This window comes from Cupriavidus sp. PET2-C1, assembly GCF_054515855.1.
The window spans coordinates 445,372-460,856 of record NZ_CM137260.1; the positions used below are offsets into that span (position 1 = coordinate 445,372).

A 15,485-nucleotide genomic window follows, 5' to 3' on the forward strand; every position below is an offset into this window, starting at 1 on the left:
CGATCCCTTGCCCACGAACCCATGCTTGATCCCCTGGTCCGTTCCACCGCGAAGGCGGGCCTATGGCCCGTCCGGGTGGTGGCCCTGACGCTGTTCCTGATTACCGGTGCGGTGAATCTGCAGGCGCCGCTTTACACGACTTACGCACGGGCAAGCCAGATGGGCGCGGGGGCGCAGACGCTTGCCTTCGCTTGTTATGTGGCCGGATTGGTGCCCACGCTGATTTTCCTTGGCGGGCTATCGGATCGCGTGGGGCGGAAATTGTCTTTGATCGGCGCACTGCTGCTGACATCCGCGGCAACCGCGTTGCCGATGATGTGGCCCCGGCTAGAGGCGCTGGCCGCGGCACGCGGATTGTGCGGCATCGCGACCGGACTGATGGCTGGCAGCGGCACACAGTTCCTTGTCGAGTTGATCGGGCCGCGGCCAGCGGCGGCTGCGCGGGCCGCGCGCATCGTCGCGGCGGCCACCTCGCTGGGCTTCGGCTGCGGCGCGCTGGCGACCGGCCTCTGTCTCCTGGCGGCGCCGTCTCAACAGCCCCCCGTGACCTATGGTGCTTACCTACTTTGCGCCGCTTGCGGGGTGGCTTTGCTCGCCATGATCCGGGAGCCATCGTTCCCGCGTTCGTCGGCGTGGCTTCGCATGCCCGTCTTTCCCAGGCAGACGCTCATCTATAGCGTTGCGATTCTCATTGCCTGGTCGGCGGTCGGGATGGTGATTGCGCTGGTCCCGGTGGCGCTCGCCGCGCATGGGCACGATGCGTGGACGGGGTTTTCCACCTTCTTCGTGATTTCAACCGGACTCGTTGTCCAGCCCGTGGCGCGCAAGCTATCGCCTCCGCGCTCGTTGCGCCTGGGCATGCTGCTCGTACCCTGCGGCTTCACCGTATTGATCGCGGGCGTCGTCTTCTCGTCGCTGCCGTTGCTGCTGTCAGGCGCGATGCTCGCGAGCGCGGCTTGCTACGGCTTTACCTATCTCGCAGGACTCGCCGCGAATTCAACCTGTTCCACCGACGCCAACCGGGCTCGGGCAACTTCCGGCTATTTCCTTTTCGCGTATTTCGGATTCAGCGTGCCGGTCATCGCGAGCGGCGCGCTGGCGGATCGGGTCGGCGTGCATTCGGCGCTCTGGATCTTCGACGGCGTAATCATTGTGGCGACCGTTTTGCTCGCGCTTTCCATGGCCAGCCCGCACGGGAAGCGGCGGATGATCAATGAGAGCGTTTCGCATTGATGGGCCGCCGCTTCCCGTTTCCCGTTTCCCGCTTCCCGCTTCCCGTTTCCCGCTTTACGTCAGTCCAGCCTTGGCAGCATCTTGGCGGGATTGAGCAGGTTCTTCGGATCCAGCGCCCGCTTGACCTGCCACATCAGCTCCAGCTCCACCGGCGATTTGTAGCGCTTCAGGTCGTCGCGCTTGGCGACGCCAATGCCGTGCTCGGCGGAGATCGAGCCGTTTTCCGCGTGAGCCAGCGTGTCCACCGCCTCGGAGATCGGCGCGTACCACTGGCCGAGGAAGTCCGCGGCGCTGCGGTCCTTGGGGCGCAGCGGGTTGAAGTGCACGTTACCGTCGCCCATATGGCCGTAGATCACCATGCGCGCGGCGGGCTCCAGTGCCAGCACCTTGGCCGAGGCGTCGCCGATAAACGCGGCGATGCGCGACAGCGGCACCGACACATCGCACTTGATGCTGCCGCCGGTGCGGGTCTGCGCGTCCGAGATTTCCTCGCGGATGCGCCAGAAGCGTTGGGCGTCGGCCAGGCTGGCGGCCACCGCGGCGTCCAGCACCAGTTCTTGCGCCAGCCCGGCTTCGAGGATTTCCATCAGCGTGGCGTTGAGGCTTTCGTCGCTGCCGCCGGAGGTCAGCTCGATCAGCACCATCCAGTCGTGCCGCGCCGGCAGCGGCGAGGCTACGTCGCCCAGGTATTCGAGCACCAGCTCCAGCGCGGGCGCCGAGATCAGCTCGAACGCGGTGACGGCCTGGCCGCCGTGCTGCTTGGCCACGCCAAGCAGGCGCACCGCGGCTTCGGGGCTTTGCACGGCCACGAAGGCCACGGCATTGGCGCGCGGCTGCGGCATCAGCTTGAGCACGGCCGCCGTGATGATGCCGAGCGTGCCTTCCGAGCCGACGAAGAGTTGCTTGAGGTCGTAGCCGGTGTTGTCCTTGCGCAGGCCGCGCAGCGACGAGTAGATGCGGCCATCGGGCAGCACGGCCTCGATGCCCAGCACCAGGTCGCGCATATTGCCGTAGCGCAGCACGGCGGTGCCGCCTGCGTTGGTGGCCAGGTTGCCGCCAATCTGGCAGGAACCTTCCGAGCCGATGCGCAGCGGGAACAAGCGCTGCTCCTGCTCGGCCGCGGTGCGGGCCGCGTTGAGCGTGACGCCGGCCTGCACCGTCATGGTGTCGTTGATGGTGTCCACGGCCAGCACGCGGTTCATGCGGCCCAGGCTGAGCAGCACCGCGGTGCCGCTGTCGTCGGGCACCGCGCCGCCCATCAGCGAGGTATTGCCGCCTTGCGGCACCACCGGCACGTTGTGCGCGTGGCACCAGGCCATGACCTGGCTGACCTGTTCGGTGGTGGAGGGCATGACCACCACCTGGGCCTTGCCGCGATAGATGCGGCGGTAGTCCGTGACGTAGGACTCGGTGTCGGCGTCGCCGCTCAGGCAGGCGCCGGCGCCGACGATGGCTTGCATTGCGGCCAGGGTGGCGCTGGTGGCGACGGTGGCAGGGGCGGTGTGGGATTCAGTCGGCATGTTGGCGTGCTTTGTCGTGTTCGGTCGTGTTCTGTGATTGCGGTGGCGGGCATCAGTATGCGGCAGATGGCCCTGCCGCGGGCGCGGCGCCGGTGCCGATGAAGTCCGCGGCCAGCCGGCGTGCCGCGCCGGCATAGAGCAGCACATCCACGCCTGTCGCCACGAAGGTGCAGCCCAGATCCAGGTAGCGGCGCGCCAGCTTGGGGTCGGAGGTCAGCGTGCCCGCGGCCTTGCCGCTGGCGACGATGGTGCGCATGGCACCTTCGATGGCGGCCTGCACCTCGGGGTGGCCCGGGTTGCCGCGATGGCCCATGGAGGCGGCCAGGTCGGCGGGGCCGATAAAGACGCCGTCGACGCCGTCGACAGCGCAGATGGCTTCCAGGTTCGCCAGGGCCTTCACGGTTTCGGCCTGCACCAGCAGGCAGATCTCATCGTCGGCCACGTCCAGGTAGTCGGCGCGCGCGCTCCACTGCGAGGCACGGCCCACGGCGCTGCCCACACCGCGCATGCCCTGCGGCGGGTAGCGGGTGGCGCATACCAGCGCGGCGGCTTGCTCGGCGGTATCCACCATCGGCACCAGCAGGTTCTTCGCGCCGATATCCAGCAACTGCTTGATCAGCGGGACTTCGCCGGCTACGCACCGCACCACCGGTTGCGAGCGGTACGGGGCGATCGCCTGCAGCGCGTTCAGGGTGCCGCGCAGGTCGTTGGGCGCGTGCTCGCCGTCGATCAGCAGCCAGTCGAAGCCGGCCGTGGCCGAGACTTCGGCGAGATAAGGCGATGCCATCGAGAGCCACAGGCCGATCTGCGGCTGGCTGGCCGCCAGCGCGGCCTTGAATGCGTTTTGTGCGGGCATGGTGTTCCGAAGAATGTCGTGGGCGTGGATGGGATGCCACCGGGTCTTAGCCGAGCAGTCCCTGGCAAATATATTTGGTGTGCATGTAGTCGTCCAGCCCGTGGCGCGAGCCCTCGCGCCCGTAGCCGGATTCCTTGACGCCGCCGAAGGGCGCGGCCTCCGAGGCGATGGCCCCTTCATTGACGCCGACAATGCCCGTTTCCAGCGCCTGCGCCACGCGCCAGATGCGGCGCACGTCATTGGAGTAGAAGTAGGCGGCCAGGCCGAAGGGCGTGTCGTTGGCGTCGCGGATCACTTCGGCTTCATCGGTGAAGCGGAACACGGCCGCTACCGGGCCAAACGTTTCTTCGCACGACAGCGCCATTTGCGGCGTGGCGTTCGTGAGCACGGTGGGCGCGTAGTAGTGCGGGCCGTCCGCCAGGCGCACGCGTTCGCCGCCGGTCATCACCACGGCGCCCTTGGCGACGGCGTCCGCCACATGGCGGGCAATCTTTTCCACGGCGCGTGCGTTGATCATGGGGCCGATCTGCGACGCGTCGTCGGTGGCGGGCCCGACCTGCAGCGCGGCCACCCGCAGCGACAGGCGCGCGACGAAATAGTCGTGCACGCCAGCCTGTACGTAGACGCGGTTCGGGCAGACGCAGGTCTGGCCCCCGTTGCGGAACTTGGAGGCCATCAGGCCATCGACGGCGGCATCGACGTCCGCGTCGTCGAACACGATGAACGGCGCATTGCCACCGAGCTCCAGCGACAGTTTCTTCAGCGTGCCGGCGGATTCGCGGGCCAGGTGCTTGCCCACCGGCGTGGAGCCGGTGAAGGTGATCTTGCGCACGCGGCTGTCGGCCAGCCAGGCATCGACCACGGCGGGCGTATTGGCGCGCGAAGCGGTGACGATGTTCAGCACGCCGGCAGGCAGGCCGGCTTGCTGCGCCAGGTAGACCAGCGCCAGTGCGGTCAGCGGGGTGTCTTCCGCCGGCTTGGCCACCACCGTGCAGCCGGCGGCCAGCGCGGGCGCGATCTTGCGCGCGATCATGGCGAGCGGGAAGTTCCACGGCGTGATGGCGGCTACCACGCCAACCGGTTCCTTGAGCACCAGCATCTTGCGCCCGGGTACGGACTCGGCGACGATCTCGCCGCTGATGCGGGTGGCTTCCTCTGCGAACCACTCTACGTAGGACGCGCCGTACAGCACTTCGCCGCGGGCTTCCTTGATGGGCTTGCCTTGTTCGGTGGAGATGATCTGGGCCAGGTCTTCCTGGTGTTCGAGGATCAGGGCGTGCCAGCGCTTGATGATCTGCGCGCGGTCGCGGGCGGTGCGGCGGCTCCAGGCGGGGAAGGCAGCTGCTGCGGCATCGGCTGCCTGGATGGCATCCTGGGTGCTGCTGTCTGGGACCGAGGCGAAGATGGTGTTGGTGGCAGGGTTGGTGACATCCAGGCGGTGGCCGGTGTGGGCGGCTGACCACTCTTGGCCGATTAGGTTGCTGGTGCGGAGCAGGGCTGGGTGGGTTAGGGGGAGTGGGGTGGATGTCATGGTTTTGGGTTGCCGGTGGGGGGGCTGCGACTGCTTGAATTCAAGGGCGACTGCAACTGCTTAACGTCAAAGGCAACTGCAGTTTCACCACCCCTGCGGGGCGGCGACCTACTTTTTTGTCTTGCCAAAAAAGTAGGCAAAAAAGGCGCGCCGGATGGGGCGACTACCTCCTCGGGCTTCGGCGAAAAGAGCGGCCGGGACCCAAACTCGCATCGCCTTAAGGCGATACTCAGACATGGGTCCCTCTTTTCCGCTCTTTTCGCCGAATCCCGAGGCGCCCCATACGGCTTAGGTAAACCTTGACGGCTCGCTTCGCATCGCGCTGGGGTGTTCCCCGCCTTGGGGGCGAGTCACACGGCTAAATCGAGGCACTGGCCGCGCCGGTTGGCTCCCCTCTCCCACTTGTGGGAGAGGGGCCGGGGGAGAGGGCGGGCGTTCGCTACTGCGTGATGGTTCCAAACCGCAAGGCTTTCTAACTGACAATTCCCAGATGCCAGGGCACGAACTCGTTGTTGCCCAGCCCTAGCGCCTCGCTCTTGGTCGGTCGCCCAGAGGCCGCGTCCAGGATATGTTCAAAAATCCGCTGGCCCATCTCGTCCACGGTCAATTCGCCGTCCAGCACCAGCCCGCAGTTGATGTCCATATCGCCTTCGAGCCGCGTGTACATTGGCGTATTGCTCGCTAGCTTGATGGTCGGCGCTGGCTTGGAGCCGAACATTGACCCGCGCCCGGTGGTGAAGCAGATCAGGTTGGCGCCGCTGGCGATCTGGCCGGTGGCGGCGACGGGATCGTAGCCGGGGGAGTCCATGAAGACGAAGCCGGCTTGCTCGATGGGCTCGGCATATTCATAGACGGCCTGCAGCGGCGTGGTGCCGCCTTTCATGGCGGAGCCGAGCGACTTCTCGAAGATGTTGGCGAGGCCGCCTTGCTGGTTGCCGTGGCCGACCACGCCGTTGAACTGGGCGTTCTGGCCGGCGGTGTAGCGCTCCCACCAGGCCAGGCGGTCCAGCAGTTTCTGGCCGACTTCCGGCGTGACGGCGCGGCGCGTGAGCATGTATTCCACGCCATGGATCTCGGGGGTTTCCGACAGGATGGCGGTGCCGCCGTGGCGCACCAGGATGTCCATGGCCGCGCCGAGCGCCGGGTTGGCGCTGATGCCGGAGAAGCCATCGGAGCCACCGCATTCCAGGCCGATCTTCAGGTGGCTGGCGGGCACGGGCTGGCGCGTGGCGGTATTGGCGCCGGGCAGCATGGCCTCGATGGCGCGGATGCCGGCCTGGATGGTGGCCGCCGTGCCGCCGCTGTCCTGCATGACCATGGTGCGCACGTGGCTGCCGGGCACCAGGCCTTGCGACTCCATCAGGCCCGCTACCTGGTTGCGCTCGCAGCCCAGGCCCACGATCAGCACGCCGGCCAGGTTGGGGTGGCGCGCATAGCCCGCCAGCGTGCGCCGCAGCACGTCGAAGTGCTCGCTGGGCGAGGACATGCCGCAGCCGCTGCTTTGCGCGAAGGCGGCCACGCCGTCCACATTGGGATAGGGCGCCATGCGCTCGGGCGTGAAGTGGTCCGCGATATGCCGGATCACCGTGGCCGAGCAGTTCACCGACGACAAAATGCCGATGAAGTTGCGCGTGCCAACGCGGCCGTCGGGCCGCACGAACCCCATGAAGGTGGCGCGCTCGGCCTCCGGCACATAGTCCACCGGCCGCACGTCCTGGCAGAACCCCGGGTCGCGATAGAAATCCACCAGCGCCAGGTTGTGCGAATGCACGTGATCGCCGGCCTCGATGTCGCGCTCGGCCACGCCGATCACGGTGTCGAACTTGCGGATCTGGGTGCCCTTGGCAATGGCGCAGGCGGCAATCTTGTGCCCCGCTGGCACCTGGGCGCGCACGCGCAGACCCAGTTCAGGCAGGCTCTGGCCAAGGCTCAGGGCGTCCCGGGCAATCAGGACGTTGTCGTTCGCATGCAGGCGGATCAGGGCGGCGGAGTTCACGTTGGGTCAGCCTTGTTGCAGCAGTTCTTTAAGCTTGAGGCGCTGGATCAGGTGGGTTTCCTGGTCGTACACCGTGCTGATGTAGCGCTTGTATTCCGGGCCGTCCAGGTACATCACCGGCGCGTCGATGCGGGCCGCGACCTGCTGGAATTCCTTGCTGGCCACGGCCTGGCGGAAGGCGTCGCGCAGCTTCTTTTCCACCGCGGGATCCAGGCCGACGGGCGCGCCGATGCCGTTGGGCGCTTCCACCACCACGTTGTAGCCCAGTTCCTTGAGCGTCGGCGTGTCCTTGAAGCGCGGCGTGCGCTGGTCGCCCCAGGTGGCCAGCAGGCGCAGCTTGCCGGCTTCCACGTGGGGCGCCCAGGAGCTGGAATCGGCCAGCAGGTCGACCTGCCCGGCGAGCACGTCCTGCAAGGCCTGCGCGCCGCCCTTGTAGGCGATGGCATTGAAGCGCACGCCGGCGGCCTGCGCGAATTCCTCCATGCCCACGTGGGTGGCGCCGCCGATGCCGGCATGCGCATAGGTGAGCTTGCCGGGATGCGCCTTGGCTTCCGCCACGACGTCCTTGAGCGACTTGAAGCGCGAGTTCGCCGGCACCGCGATGCCGAAGGTCTGGCCGGAGGTGCGCGCCAGGTAGGTCAGCTCGCTGCGCGGGTCCAGCTGCAGCATGCCGAGCTGCGAGAAGCGCGTCACCGAGATCGGCACCTGGCCGATGGTGTAGCCGTCCGGCTTGGCGCGGGCCAGTGCCTTGGTGCCGATCATGCCCGATGCGCCGGCGCGGTTTTCCACCACGATGGATTGCTTGAGTACGCCCGACGCCACCTGGCACAGCGCGCGCATGGACTGGTCCGCGGTGCCGCCGACGGGCCACGGGCAGATGAAGGTGATGGGCCGGTCCGGATAGTCGGCGGCACGTGCGAGGCACGGCAGCAACAGGCCGGCACTACCCGCCGTCGCAGCCGTGGCGGCAGCGGCGCCGCTGATGAGCAGTCGGCGCCGCCCGTGGTTGATGCCGTGGGGTGCGGTCATGTGTCGTCCTCGCAGGGTGTCGTTATTGGAGTCATGGGCTGGTGGCAATGTCCACCGGTCAGGCTGGATTGTGGCAAAGCCGTTCATAACAATCCAATCAATCATCGGAATGGCTTCATAACCTTAAAGTTAAGTAGAATCGCGCCATGCCCCAGATCGACCGCGCCCTGCGCTCCAATATCAAGCTGCGTCACCTGCAACTGGTGGTGGCGCTGGACGAGTTCCGCCATCTCGGCCACACCGCCGAGTTCCTCTCCGTCAGCCAGCCAGCCGTCTCCAAGATGCTCACCGAGGTGGAGAAGACGCTGGGCCTGACGCTCTTCACGCGTTCCACGCGCGGCACCGAGCCCACGCCGGCGGGCGCGTCGCTGGTGCGTTTTGCCCGCTCGGTGCTGGCGCAATACGAGCGCACGCGCGACGAGATCGCCGCGGAGGCCAGCGGCGCCGCCGGGCGCATCCGGGTGGGATCGATGGGCGCGGCCCTGCCGGTGCTGCTGGCGCAAGCCGTGGGCCTGCTCAAGCAGCGCTCGGCCCAGGCCACCGTGCTGGTGGAGGAGGGCGACCTGCCCCACCTGCTGCCCAAGCTGCGCATCAGCGAACTGGACCTGATCGTGGGGCGGCTGGAGCCTGGCTACGCCGCACCGGACCTCATTACCGAGCCGCTCTATAACGAGCCGATGGTGGCGGTGGTGCGCAGCGGCCACGCGCTGGCAAGCCAGCGTGCACCGGGCTGGGCCGACCTGGCCGGCATGCCTTGCGTGGTGCCGCCGCCATGGGCCTCGCTACGGGTCAAGATCGAACAGGAGTTCTACCGCCACGGCCTGCAGCCGCCAACCGACCTGATCGAGTCGTCGTCCTACCTTGCCATCACCACCTTCGTCTCCCAGCTAGATGCCGTGGGCTTCCTGGCCAGGTCGGTGGGGCAGCAGTTCGAGCGGGAAGGCCGCTTCCATGTCCTGCCGATGGACGTTGCGCTGGAGCTGCCGCCGGTGGGCGTGATCACACTGCGGGAGGGGCGGCCCACGCCCAGCAGCATCCAGCTGGTCGAATGCCTGCGCGCGGCGGCGGGGCAATTGGCCACGCCGCCGGCCGGAGCGAAAAAGCCGGCGCGCGCGCCGCGGCGCGCGAAATAGCCAGCCCGCCGCGATCAGCGCGGCGTGGCCAGCAGGTACTTCGCCAGCGCGTGAAACGCCGGGATCGTCGTCGGGTCGTTGGCGGCATTGCCGGCGACCGGGTTCGATGCGTAGCGCACGATCACCATCTCGGCCTTCGGGTCGATATAAATGCGCTGGCCATGCACGCCGCGAGCCATGTAGGCGCCATGCTCGTTGGGTGACCCACCACATGTCGCGATAGCTGCCGCCTTGGAGCAGCGGCTAGCCGGCCTTGGCAAACGCGGCCTTGTCGCCGCCGCCGCGGATGTCATCGACCACCGCCTTGGGCAGGATCTGCTGTCCGTTGAACTTGCCGTTGTTGCGCAGCATCCCGCCAAAGCGCGTCAGGTCGCGTGTCAGCGTTGGCGTGAGCTACCGCGGGCAACTGGCTTCGCAGGTGCGGGAGCACGCGCTGGTCGGCAGCCTTCGCGTGCGGTTCTAAGCCGCCGGGGCGACGCACCACATTGCGGCGTCGTCCTGCCGGCTGGCACTGATTTAGCCCCGCCCGCGCCGACCCATGGTGCGGCACGGGTGCGTGCCGCGCATGCGCCTTCGGCCCGCGCAGGCGCCCTGATCCCGATTTCCCCGATTCCCTGGAGATGTAAGAAGCATTTGTTTTTTGTCTTACATGGCATGTCTCCTGCTTTGTTGGTCTGCAACGCCTTCATGTATACAACGTGGGATACAAGCGATGACCAGCAAGACGCCTCTGCGCCCATCCGCCGCCAGCCTCGGCAGTTGCCGAACCCTGCCTGACTGGCAACAGCTCTACAGAACGCAAGGCGCCTCGCCCGCGGACGCGCTGGCGCCGTTCCTGGCGCTGGACGCAGCGGACCCGGCGTGGATCGCGCGCCTGGATGCGGCGCGGTTGCAGGCCCAGCTGGCTGCGCTGGCGGCGCGCGTCGAAGAAGCGGGCGGCAAGCTCGATGGGTTTCCCCTCTACGGCGTGCCGTTCGTGGTGAAAGACAACATCGACGTGGCGGGGTGGCCCACCACGGCGGCGTGTCCCGCGTTTGCGCATGTGGCCGAGCGCGATGCCGGCGCGGTGGCGCGGCTGCGCGCGGCCGGGGCCATCGTGGTGGCCAAGGCTAACCTGGATCAGTTCGCCACCGGCCTGGTGGGCGTGCGTTCGCCTTACGGCGCGGTGCCTAACAGCTTCGATGCGGCATATGTCAGCGGCGGCTCCAGTTCGGGCTCGGCGTCTTCGGTGGCGCGCGGCTGGGTGCCGTTCTCACTCGGGACCGATACGGCGGGCTCGGGGCGCATTCCCGCGGCATTCAACAATATCGTGGGCCTCAAGCCCACCCGGGGCTGGCTCTCCAGCGCCGGCGTGGTGCCGGCTTGCCGCACGCTGGACTGCGTCTCCGTGTTTGCGCTGACGGTCGACGATGCCGCGCTGGTGGCGGAGATCGCCGGCGGCTTCGACCACGACGATCCTTACTCGCGCACCTATCCGCAGAGCGCGCCTGCCGCGCTGGCGCCATCGCCCGTGCTGGGCATTCCCGATGAGCTGGTGTTCTTTGGCGATACGCAGGCGCAGGCCAGTTTCAAGCAAGCGCAGGCGGACTTGCAGGCCATGGGCGCCAAGCTGGTGCCGATTGATTTTTCGCCATTCGCCGAGCTGGCCGCGCTGCTCTACCAGGGGCCATGGGTGGCCGAACGCTTCCTGGCGTTGAGCCAGCTTCACGCCTGCCAGCCGGAAGCCATCGATCCGGTCGTTCGCGTCATCGTCGAGGAAGCGGGCCGCTATAGCGCGATGGACGCGTTTGGCGCCGAGTACCAGCGCGCGGCGCTGACCCGTGCTATCCACCTGGCGCTGGCAAAGGTCGATGCGCTGGTGGTGCCGAGCGCGCCGTCGATCTATACGCTGGCCGCCGTGCAAGACGATCCGATCCGCCTGAACGCGCGGCTTGGCACCTATACCAATTTCACCAACCTGGCCGACCTGTCGGCGCTGGCGCTGCCGGCCGGTGCGCGCGAGGATGGCCTGCCGGCGGGCATCACGCTGATTGCCCCGGCCTGGTCGGACCGCGCGCTGGCCCGTCTTGGCCGGCAGTGGCAGGCGGCGCAAGCGTTGCCGCTGGGCGCCACCGGGCGGGCTTGTCCCGTTGGCGCACAGCGCGCCACGCCGGTCACGCCGGGGTCGGTGCGGCTGGCCGTGGTCGGCGCCCACCTTAGCGGCATGCCGCTTAACCATCAACTGCTCACGCGCCACGCGGCCTTTGTGGAGGCTTGCCGCACGGCGCCGTGCTACCGGCTTTATGCGCTGGCGGACTCGATCCCGCCCAAGCCCGGGCTGGTGCATATCGGCACGGGGCAGGGCGCGCCGATCGAAGTCGAGCTCTGGGATGTGCCACTGGCCAGCTTTGGCGCCTTCGTCGCGGAGATTCCCACGCCCCTTGGCATCGGCAAGCTGCTGCTGGAAGACGGCCGCCAGGTCACCGGGTTCATCTGCGAGCCCCGGGGCCTGGAAGGCGCCCGCGATATCACGGCATTTGGCGGCTGGCGCGCTTATCTCGCCAGTGCAAACGCCAGCGCGAACTGATCCGGGAGCGCCGATGTTCCACACCGTACTGATCGCCAATCGTGGCGAGATCGCCGTGCGCGCCATTCGCACCTTGCGTGCCCTGGGGATCAAGAGCGTGGCCGTGTATTCGGATGCCGATCGCAATGCCGCGCATGCCCGGCTGGCCGATGTGGCCGTGCCGCTGGGTGGCGAGCGTGCGGCGGATAGCTACCTGGTGGCCGAGCGCGTGCTGCAAGCTGCGTTGGATACCGGTGCGCAAGCCGTGTTTCCGGGCTACGGCTTTCTGTCGGAGAGCGCGGAGTTTGCCGAGGCCTGCGAGGCGGCGGGACTGGTGTTCATTGGCCCGACGCCGCACCAGCTCCGCGAGTTCGGGCGCAAGCACCGGGCGCGCGAGCTGGCGGCCGAAGCGGGGGTGCCGATGACGCCCGGCACCGGCCTGCTCTCCAGCGTGGAAGAGGCCCTGCGGGAGGCCGCGCGCATCGGCTATCCCGTCATGCTCAAGAGCACGGCCGGCGGGGGCGGCATCGGCCTGTCGCGTTGCGCCGATGACGCCGAGCTGGGCGCGGCTTTTGACAGCGTGCAACGGCTGGGCGAGCAGTTCTTCAAGGATGGCGGCGCCTTCATCGAGCGCTGCCTGGACCGCGCGCGGCATATCGAGGTGCAGATCTTTGGCGATGGCGCGGGCCGCGTGGTGGCGCTGGGCGAGCGGGATTGCTCCACGCAGCGCCGCAACCAGAAGGTGGTGGAGGAAACCCCGGCGCCCCACTTGAGCGAGGCCACGCGCCACGCGCTGCACCAGGCCGCGATCCAGCTGGGCGAATCGGTGCGCTACCGGTCTGCCGGCACGGTGGAGTTCATCTACGACGTGGAGCGGGAGGATTTCTACTTCCTGGAGGTCAATACCAGGCTGCAGGTGGAGCATCCCGTGACCGAGCTGGTCACCGGGCTGGACCTGGTCGCCTGCATGCTGAAGGTGGCCGCGGGCGATGCGCTGGACTGGGATGCCATCTCCCGCCCGCCCCAGGGCGCGGCCATGGAGGTGCGGCTCTATGCGGAGGATCCGCTCAAGCAGTTCCAGCCCTCGCCGGGCACGCTGACCGAGGTGGCGTTTCCGGAAGGCGTGCGCGTCGACGGCTGGGTCGAGGCCGGCACGGAGGTGTCCGCCTTTTACGATCCGCTGCTGGCCAAGCTGATCGTCCACGGCCCCACCCGCGAAGCCGCGCGCGCAAGGCTCTCGGCAGCGCTGGCCGCTACGCGGCTCCGCGGCATCGCCACCAACCTGGACTACCTGCGCCAGATCGTCGACTCGCCCGAGTTCACCGCGGGCCGCGCCTTCACGCGCATGCTCGACAGTTTTCCCTACGCGCCGGCAGTCATCGAGGTGCTGGAGCCGGGCACCTATACCAGCATCCAGGACGTGCCGGGGCGCATGGGCTACTGGCATATCGGCGTGCCGCCGTCCGGGCCGATGGACGACTACGCCTTCCGGCTGGCCAACCGCATCGTTGGCAATCATCCGGGCGCGGCCGGGCTGGAATGCACGCTGGCGGGGCCGCGCCTGCGTTTTCATAGCGCGGCCGTGGTCGCGCTGGCCGGCGCGCCTTGCACGGCAACACTCGACGGGATGAACGTCCCGTTCTGGGCGCCAATCAGCGTAGCCCCGGGACAGGTGCTGGCGCTCGGCAAGGCCACGCAAGGCTTGCGCACCTACCTTGCCGTGCGCAATGGCTTCGATGTGCCGGTCTATCTGGGCAGCCGGTCCACCTTCGTGCTCGGGCAGTTCGGCGGGCATGCCGGCCGCACGCTGCGGCTGGGCGACATGCTCCCGCTGGGCCAGCCACATCTGGCGGCCAGCGGCATCGAGGCGCCCGTGACGGCGCCGCAGGCCGCACCCGCGGCACTGATGCCGGCCTACGGCCAGCATTGGGAGATCGCGGTCCTGCACGGCCCGCATGGCGCTCCCGACTTCTTTACGCCGGCATCCATGGAGACCTTTTTTGCTACGGAGTGGGAGGTGCACTACAACGCCAACCGCCTTGGCGTGCGCCTGATCGGGCCCCGGCCCGAATGGGCGCGGCGCGACGGCGGCGAGGCGGGGCTGCACCCATCCAACGTGCACGACTGCGAATACGCAATCGGTGCCATCAACTTCACCGGGGACTTCCCGGTGATCCTCACCAATGATGGCCCGAGCCTCGGCGGCTTTGTGTGTCCCGTCACGGTCGCCAAGGCCGAGCTGTGGAAAGTCGGCCAGGTCAAGCCGGGCGACCGGATCCGCTTCCGGCCTATCAGCTTCGATGCCGCGCGCGCCTTGCAGGCGGCGCAGGACCAGGACATTGCCGGGCTGCGGCAAGTCACGCGTGCGCCGCCGCTGCCGGCGCCGGCGTGCTCCACCGCCATCCTTGCCGGGCGCGCGGCCAGCGGGCATCACCCGGCCATCGCCTACCGCCAGGCGGGCGATGGCTACCTGCTGCTGGAGTACGGCGAGAACGTGCTCGACATCGGCCTGCGGCTGCGGGTGTACCTGATGATGGAGGCGCTCAAGGCGCAGCCGGTAGACGGCGTGCTGGAGCTATCGCCCGGCGTGCGCTCGCTGCAGGTGCGCTATGACGGCCAGCGCATCCATCAGGCGGCGTTGATCGAGGCGCTGCTCGCCATCGAGACCGGCTTGCCGGACGTGGCCAAGCTGAAGATCCCCACGCGCGTGGTGCACCTGCCGATGGCCTTCGAGGATGGCGCCACGCTGGATGCCGTGCAGCGCTACCGCGAGACGGTCTGCGCCGACGCGCCATGGCTGCCGAACAATGTCGATTTCATCCAGCGCATCAACGGCCTGGCGCATCGCGACGAGGTGCGGGACATCGCGTTCTCGGCGCGCTATCTGGTGCTGGGGCTGGGCGATGTCTACCTTGGCGCGCCGTGCGCGGTGCCGCTTGACCCGCGCCACCGGCTGCTCACCTCCAAGTACAGCCCCGCGCGCACCTTCACCGCGGAAGGCACGGTTGGCATCGGCGGGGTCTATATGTGCATCTACGGCATGGACTCCCCGGGCGGCTACCAGCTGATCGGGCGCACGCTGCCGATCTGGAACAAGTTCCTCAAGAACCCGGTGTTCGCGCCCGGGGCGCCGTGGCTGCTGCGCTTTTTCGACCAGGTGCAGTTTTACCCCGTGGCCGAGGCGGATCTGGACCGGCTGCGCGAGGATTTTCGCGAAGGACGCGCCACGGTGCGCATCGAGCACGATGTCTTCGATCATGCCGCGTACCGCCAGTCGCTCGTGGACAGCGCGCACAGCATTGCCGCCTTCCAGGCGCGGCAGCAGGCGGCCTTCAGCGCGGAGGTGGCGCACTGGAAAGCCCATGAGGCCAACGCCGCGCCCATCGAAGTGCCGGCCGCCTTGCTCCATGACGAGCACGACGGCCATGCCGTGATGGCGGAGATGAGCGGCAGCGTGTGGAAGGTGCTGGTTCAGCCCGGCGAGCAGGTGCGGGCCGGGCAGCCGCTGCTGGTGGTCGAGGCCATGAAGATGGAGCTGACCGTGCTGGCCCCGGTGGCGGGCACGCTGTTGGCCATGCGCTGCCGCGCGGGCTCGGCGATCAAGGTGGGCGACCGCCTGGCGTCGATCGCCTGACAAGCGCG

9 protein-coding genes and 1 pseudogene are annotated in these 15,485 nt (G+C 68.1%); 4 read left to right on the forward strand and 6 right to left on the reverse strand.

From position 1 onward, the window contains the following. Nucleotides 1-21 precede the first annotated feature (21 nt). Entirely contained in the window at nucleotides 22-1,233 is a 1,212-nt protein-coding gene (locus tag ACX12D_RS21985; protein ID WP_459375619.1) for an MFS transporter, read from the forward strand. Between the two features lie 59 nt (nucleotides 1,234-1,292). Here ACX12D_RS21985 and ACX12D_RS21990 read toward each other — a convergent pair whose 3' ends face one another. From ACX12D_RS21990 to ACX12D_RS22010, 5 genes are all read right to left on the reverse strand, one after another. After that, complete coding sequence (locus tag ACX12D_RS21990; protein ID WP_459376485.1) at nucleotides 1,293-2,693, reverse strand: FAD-binding oxidoreductase; 1,401 nt, start codon at nucleotides 2,691-2,693, stop codon at nucleotides 1,293-1,295. 112 nt (nucleotides 2,694-2,805) lie between these two features. Then, entirely contained in the window at nucleotides 2,806-3,609 is an 804-nt protein-coding gene (hpaI, locus tag ACX12D_RS21995) for a 4-hydroxy-2-oxoheptanedioate aldolase (RefSeq protein ID WP_459375620.1), read from the reverse strand. A 46-nt stretch (nucleotides 3,610-3,655) separates the two neighbouring features. Beyond that, nucleotides 3,656-5,140 (reverse strand): NAD-dependent succinate-semialdehyde dehydrogenase, encoded by a 1,485-nt coding sequence (locus ACX12D_RS22000; RefSeq protein ID WP_459375621.1) that lies wholly within the window; start codon nucleotides 5,138-5,140, stop codon nucleotides 3,656-3,658. A 472-nt stretch (nucleotides 5,141-5,612) separates the two neighbouring features. Continuing rightward, nucleotides 5,613-7,136, reverse strand: a complete 1,524-nt coding sequence (locus tag ACX12D_RS22005) for a UxaA family hydrolase (protein ID WP_459375622.1) — start codon at nucleotides 7,134-7,136, stop codon at nucleotides 5,613-5,615. Nucleotides 7,137-7,142: 6 nt separating this feature from the next. Further along, on the reverse strand, nucleotides 7,143-8,165 hold the full coding sequence (locus tag ACX12D_RS22010; protein ID WP_459375623.1) for a tripartite tricarboxylate transporter substrate binding protein: 1,023 nt from the start codon (nucleotides 8,163-8,165) through the stop codon (nucleotides 7,143-7,145). Between the two features lie 146 nt (nucleotides 8,166-8,311). On the opposite strand from ACX12D_RS22010, the gene ACX12D_RS22015 reads away from it, so the two are divergent. Beyond that, complete coding sequence (locus ACX12D_RS22015) at nucleotides 8,312-9,298, forward strand: LysR substrate-binding domain-containing protein (protein ID WP_459375624.1); 987 nt, start codon at nucleotides 8,312-8,314, stop codon at nucleotides 9,296-9,298. A 14-nt stretch (nucleotides 9,299-9,312) separates the two neighbouring features. Here the strand turns inward: ACX12D_RS22015 and ACX12D_RS22020 are convergent. Beyond that, nucleotides 9,313-9,673: pseudogene (locus ACX12D_RS22020) on the reverse strand (6-aminohexanoate hydrolase); the annotation flags it as partial. Between the two features lie 337 nt (nucleotides 9,674-10,010). On the opposite strand from ACX12D_RS22020, the gene atzF reads away from it, so the two are divergent. Next, nucleotides 10,011-11,864, forward strand: coding sequence for an allophanate hydrolase (atzF, locus tag ACX12D_RS22025; RefSeq protein WP_459375625.1), 1,854 nt, complete (start codon nucleotides 10,011-10,013; stop codon nucleotides 11,862-11,864). A 13-nt stretch (nucleotides 11,865-11,877) separates the two neighbouring features. Then, a complete protein-coding gene (uca, locus tag ACX12D_RS22030) occupies nucleotides 11,878-15,477 on the forward strand; it encodes an urea carboxylase (protein WP_459375626.1) in 3,600 nt (1,199 codons plus the stop codon). Nucleotides 15,478-15,485: the final 8 nt, after the last annotated feature.